The sequence below is a fragment of the Sphingorhabdus sp. genome (assembly GCF_046596595.1).
GTDB lineage: Bacteria > Pseudomonadota > Alphaproteobacteria > Sphingomonadales > Sphingomonadaceae > Sphingorhabdus_B.
This window is the reverse complement of record NZ_JBKJMB010000114.1, coordinates 1-5,601: the sequence shown is the minus strand read 5'-3', so window position 1 is coordinate 5,601 and position 5,601 is coordinate 1. Positions and strand designations below refer to the sequence as shown.

At 56.2% G+C, this 5,601-nt stretch carries 5 protein-coding genes and 2 pseudogenes; 1 reads left to right on the top strand and 6 read right to left on the bottom strand.

Annotated elements, in window-relative coordinates; genetic code table 11:
• The 3 genes and pseudogenes from ACLL9E_RS11185 to ACLL9E_RS11175 all read right to left on the bottom strand — a co-directional run.
• Nucleotides 1–284, bottom strand: a pseudogene (locus ACLL9E_RS11185) (histidine kinase); the annotation flags it as partial.
• A 128-nt stretch (nt 285–412) separates the two neighbouring features.
• Nucleotides 413–907 carry a hypothetical protein gene (locus ACLL9E_RS11180; RefSeq protein WP_411291811.1) on the bottom strand — a complete coding sequence of 165 codons (495 nt, stop codon included), beginning with the start codon at nt 905–907 and terminating at the stop codon, nt 413–415.
• On the bottom strand, nt 904–1,551 hold the full coding sequence (locus tag ACLL9E_RS11175; protein WP_411291810.1) for a histidine phosphatase family protein: 648 nt from the start codon (nt 1,549–1,551) through the stop codon (nt 904–906). The genes ACLL9E_RS11180 and ACLL9E_RS11175 overlap by 4 nt, the downstream gene beginning before the upstream one ends.
• A gap of 142 nt (nt 1,552–1,693) precedes the next feature.
• On the opposite strand from ACLL9E_RS11175, the gene dnaN reads away from it, so the two are divergent.
• Nucleotides 1,694–2,809, top strand: a complete 1,116-nt coding sequence (gene dnaN / locus ACLL9E_RS11170) for a DNA polymerase III subunit beta (RefSeq protein ID WP_411291809.1) — start codon at nt 1,694–1,696, stop codon at nt 2,807–2,809.
• A 151-nt stretch (nt 2,810–2,960) separates the two neighbouring features.
• On the opposite strand, the gene ACLL9E_RS11165 is transcribed toward dnaN, so the two are convergent.
• The 3 genes and pseudogenes from ACLL9E_RS11165 to ACLL9E_RS11155 form a co-directional block, all read right to left on the bottom strand.
• Nucleotides 2,961–4,700, bottom strand: coding sequence for an N-acyl-D-amino-acid deacylase family protein (locus ACLL9E_RS11165; protein ID WP_411291808.1), 1,740 nt, complete (start codon nt 4,698–4,700; stop codon nt 2,961–2,963).
• A gap of 107 nt (nt 4,701–4,807) precedes the next feature.
• The gene (locus tag ACLL9E_RS11160) at nt 4,808–5,443 is read right to left on the bottom strand and encodes a DUF1345 domain-containing protein (protein WP_411291807.1); all 636 of its coding nucleotides are present in this window, start codon (nt 5,441–5,443) and stop codon (nt 4,808–4,810) included.
• Nucleotides 5,444–5,445: 2 nt separating this feature from the next.
• Nucleotides 5,446–5,601: pseudogene (locus ACLL9E_RS11155) on the bottom strand (argininosuccinate synthase); the annotation flags it as partial.

The window sequence follows — 5,601 nt, the reverse complement described above, 5'->3', positions numbered from 1 at the left end:
CGCACAAGGTCCATTTCGTACACATCGATTTGCGCCTTTCCGCTAACGGTAGCTTGCAACAACGCGGTTAGCTGACGCACATTCCATTCGCCATCGCCCACGTCAGCAAGCTTTTTTCCGACGGATTCAGAATGATCAAGATCAAAAGCCAGGCAAAAGGATTTGCTCAGCGCAATGATAGTCAGGTCCTCGCGCAACAAAACCAGTGGGGCAAAAGAAGACGATATCAGCGCAATCGACATATTGTCGGCGTGTTCAGGCAGGCGGGTCAGTGATTTTTCCATGGCGCAGAGCCGTTAAAAACTGGAAGCTCTCGGATTGAAAGTCATACCCAGGCGCATCTTCATCGTAAATGTAACACTGTGCTAACAGACTTAAGGAGCAGCGGTGAATCAATTCGTATTTATCTGACTTATTTTAAACATCCCAATGCCGCAGCATCGATCGCACTTGGTGCACCGCGCAGACTGTAGGCATCGACGATTGACTTGCCGTCATCTCCAATCGTTTCGATGCTCAACGACGTTGACGAACGCATCGCAGCAACAATGGCCAAATCCATCCGCCGGTCGGTTGCCCAGGCTGTCTCTCCGCGAGCCGTAAGTCTGAATCTGCGACCTCCAGCACTTAATGTAACACCGCCACCGTCCGAACGGCTGCGGGACAAACGGACATAGACCTGATGCGTTATCGCGCTTTTTGGCCAAAAACCGATTGACAGGAATGCTGGCCTCGTTGGCGATCTCAACATTTCATCTGGCGCGGCAATCGCATAACAGCGCGGCGTTTCGGGGTCCCGAAATGCAGCCCAACCCTGATACACGCCCAACCGGTCTTTTGCTGTAATCGGGGCTGCAAGGCAGAATGCGATGGCCAGTGTCCACAACAGCCACGAGCGGTTTTTCAAGCGCGCTCCCCTTGCCCGCTACCATCGATAACCAACGTCTCGACGCCATCACGGATCATCACCATACTGCCCTGCGCTAGGCTTAATGCGATTGGTGCCCCGAAGCGTTCGATGGGCTGGGTTCCGAGCAGCAGCCCGCGTAGAACCCGCGCGGTCATGCCGTGGCAAATGACGAGCATATCATCATCAAAAGGCAGCTCCTCAATCCATTTTGACAATCGGCGGGCGACATCGTCATAATATTCACCACCATCGGGCCGGACCGAAAACAAATGATGCTCCTTGTCGACAATCGGGCCGATTTCCGCCGCAATATCGGCGTAGGTCCGGCCAGACCAACGGCCAACATCGATTTCAAGCAAGCGGTCATCGCGATTGGTATCGTGCCAGTCGGCGGCGATTTCCTCGGCGATCAGCGCAAGCGTCTGAAGCGCCCGGCCAGCGGTGGAGGACCAAAGCTGTGGCCGGGAATCATCACCGAGATAATGCGCAAGCGCCCGGCCCATAGCGCGGGCTTGCACGCAACCTTCCCAGGTTAGCGGGGTATGCACCTCCGCCTGCCCCTGCATTCTGGCGACCTTGTTGAACACCGTCTCGCCATGCCGCGCGATGAAAAGCCGTTTCCCGTTTGTTGAAATTCCCATATCGGCCTTATTCCACAGGATATTGTTGGAGGCAAAAGCTATCGGCTTGCCCTAATGGTCAAAGCGGGTAATGAAGATTCGGCATAGAAATAGGGTTTTTTGGCTGGTTTTGTGACCGTCAGGCCCGACAAGGGGATTTTGAATGAGAGCCACGATCGAACGCGCGACCCTGCTGAAAAGCCTGAGCCACGTCCAGTCGGTGGTGGAGCGGCGCAACACAATACCGATATTATCCAACGTCCTCATCGAAGCCAGCGAAGGCGGCAAGATCAAGCTGACCGCAACTGACCTTGACCTACAAGTCGTTGAAACCTTTGCCGCCGATGTTGAAACGCCTGGCGCAACCACGGTTTCCGCGCACACCTTGTTCGAAATCGCCCGCAAATTGCCTGATGGCTCGCAAGTGCAATTGCACGCCGCCGACGGCCGTATGGCCGTAAATGCTGGCCGCGCGCGTTTTTCGCTCGCGACGCTGCCGCGCGACGACTTCCCGACGATCGCAGAAGGCGAATTGCCCACATCGTTTGAAATTCCCGCAACTTCTCTCATCCAGATCATCGACAAGACGCGCTTTGCAATCTCGACCGAGGAAACGCGTTATTATCTCAACGGTATCTTCCTGCATGTCACTGACGATGCCGAGCCTGTCTTGAAAGCTGCTGCCACCGACGGCCACCGCCTTGCGCGTGTCACACTCCCGCGCCCCGCTGGCGCCGAAAACATGCCCGACATCATCGTGCCGCGCAAATGCGTTGCCGAAATCCGCAAGCTGCTCGACGAGAGCGGTGGCAATGTCATTCAGGTCGATCTTTCGGCGAGCAAGATCCGTTTCACCTTTGACAGCGTGATCCTGACATCAAAGCTGATCGACGGTACCTTCCCCGATTACAGCCGCGTCATTCCAACCGCAAATGACAAGCTTCTTCGCATCGACCCCAAGGCATTTTCGCAAGGCGTCGATCGCGTTGCGACGATCGCCACCGAAAAAACCCGCGCGGTCAAAATGGCGCTCGATCACGACAAGATTACCTTGTCGGTCACCAGCCCCGAAAATGGCACTGCCGCAGAAGAGGTGTCCGGCCAGTATAGCAGCGAAGGTTTCGAAATCGGCTTCAACGCGCGTTATTTGATGGACATCCTGAGCGAAATCGAAGGCGATGTTGTCGAACTGCACCTTGCCGATGCTAGTGCACCAACGCTGATCCGCGAAAATGACAAGTCGGCGGCGTTGTATGTCCTGATGCCGATGCGGGTCTGATTTAAAACCTACGTCCAATATTAAGATGCTGAGTCGAGTTCAGCATGTCGGCGATGGGACAACAACAACGCCCAAACTTCGTCACCCTGAACTTGGTTCAGGGTCTTAATTTCACGATAGCGTAGATTCAGAAATTCATTGCATCGCGCACTCACTCCGCCGCTTCCGCCATCATTACATTCTGCGGCCCACGCACCACGATTCCCGGCAGAGCGCCGGTCATCACGCCTTCACGGAAGGTCACAACGCCAGCCTTTACCGTCGCGACATAGCCATCCGCCTTTTGCAGCAACCGCTTGCCTCCGGCGGGCAGGTCGAACGCAAGCCATGGTTTGCTCAGCTTCAGCCGATCCAGATCAATAATGTTGATATCGGCAAGATAGCCCGGCTTCAGTATGCCGCGATCATTGAGGCCATATAGCCGCGCGGTGTCGTGGCATTGCCGCTTGATGGCGTTCTCCAGCGTGATGCGGGTCCCAGCGCGGTCACGCACCCAATGTTGCAGCATGAACGTAGGGCTGGCTGCATCGCAAATCGTGCCGCAATGCGCGCCGCCATCGGACAGGCTGTTCACACAGTCATCGCGCGTTTGAAGCTCCTCAAGAAAGTTCAAATTGCCGTCGCGATAATTGAGGATCGGAAAGTAAATGAACCCGGTGCCATCGTCCTGCATCAACAGGTCATACGCATATGCCGCCGGGCTGACTCCAGCGGCCATGGCGCGCGCCATCACGCTTTCATCCTGCCGTGGCTCGTAATTGAATTCGGGTCCCATTTCGAAATGCACTGGCCAGCCGCCCGCCACAATGCGCAGAAAATCGATGATATCGCTTTCAGGAAACACCGAATCTTCCGATATCAGCCGCGCCTTGAAGGCTCGGTCTTTCAGTCGCTCGAGCTGCTCGGCCCATGGAAGCATTTCGATCTCCGCCCACGCCGGCTTGAACCGGAAGGGATGAACGGTTCCCTGCCATGCCATGATGATGCCATTGCCGCGCAAGGCGATCTGCGCGACGATATTGGCGCCATTGTCGTTTTCGGCAATCATCGAGGAAATCTGTTCCTCCAGCGGTATTTCCTTGGCGATGGATTGCAAGGCGGCGAAGGTCACTGGCAATCCGGTTTCGCGGCTCAGCGCGCCCATCCAGCCAAACTCATCCCAGTCGCGTTTCATGTCGCTTGCCATTTCAAACACGCCATATCCGACGCGGCCCATGGCGCGGCCAATGCCGATCAATTCTTCCTTCGTGGCCGTGGTCCCGGGGACGAGTTCACCGTCCACCGACTTGTGCAACACTGTGCGCGATGTGGAAAAGCCAAGCGCGCCGGCTCTTATGCCTTCTTCGACAATGCGGGACATTTCAGCGATATCCGCGTCGGTTGGCACTGCGCCCGGCATTTCGCGATCACCAAGCACATAAGCGCGCACCGCACCATGCGGAACATGCGTAGCGACATCGATGGTGCGCGGGCGGCGCTCAAGTGCATCCAGATATTCGGGAAAGGTTTCCCAGTCCCAGGTCATCCCCTCGGCAAGCGCGGTGCCCGGGATATCCTCCACCCCTTCCATCAGGCCAATGAGCCAGTCATGCTTGTCTTTCTTGGCAGGCGCAAAGCCAACACCGCAATTGCCCATGACCACCGTGGTGACGCCATGCCAGCTTGATGGTGCCATCTCGCTATCCCACGTGGCCTGGCCGTCATAATGGGTGTGAATATCAACAAAGCCGGGGGCGACGATCATGCCAGCCGCATCGATTTCTTCGCGGCCCTCTGTGCTGATCTGTCCCACCGCCGTTATCAGGCCGCCATCGACGGCGACATCGGCAACAAAGCGCGCCGCGCCTGTGCCATCAACCACGGTTCCACCCCGAATAACAAGATCATGCATGCCGACTCTCCTATATCCTCGGACGGGAGCCTATCATCTTTAATCGGGCAATTAAACCATTGGTTGCGGACGTAGTCCGGCGGGAACGTTCTCTTACAAGAACGCGATTAGCTGGCGAGTATGTTGATCGAAAAGGCGATCACGCCAATGTTAAACACAAAGGCAGCAATGCTGTGAAAGATAACGACCTTGCGCCACTGACCATCGGTTATCGCCACGTCGGAGGTCTGGAACGTCATGCCAAGTGTGTAGGCAAAATAGACAAAATCCCAATAATCGGGCGATTTGGTCTTCGGAAACTCGACGCCGCCACGGTCACCACCGCCCCGGCTGTCATCATAAAAAAGATGCGCATAATGGATCGCGTAGATCATGTTGGAAAAACACCATGCGATCGCCAGCGTGACGATGACGAGGGCAACCGACAAATGGCTGGACGCTTCGCTCTTTGTCAGCTCGGTGGCCACCGCGGTCAATATCGTAACCATGGTGACCGCGGTGAGCGCGAGCAACAATATGCGATCGGTATCTTCGGGCTTGGCCTGTTTGCGAATGCCCGCTGCGTCCAGCCGGAACAACGGCCGGAGCGTGGCCGCATAGCCCAAGGCAGCAACGTCGAAGCCGGCCATGACTGCTTGATACCAAGGCAGCCATACGCCAAAACCTGTCGCCGAAAGGCACAACAGCAAAAACAGCCCATAGCGCCACGGCATGATTGCAGAAGCCGGGGCTTTGCCTGCCATATTTATGTGTCGCGACCTGCCAATAACCGCAACCGCAAGGCGTTCAGCTTGATGAATCCCGCAGCGTCCTTCTGGTCATAAGCGCCCGCGTCGTCCTCAAACGTAACAACCTTTTCGCTGTACAGGCTGTTCGGCGACTTACGGCCAACGACGCTTGC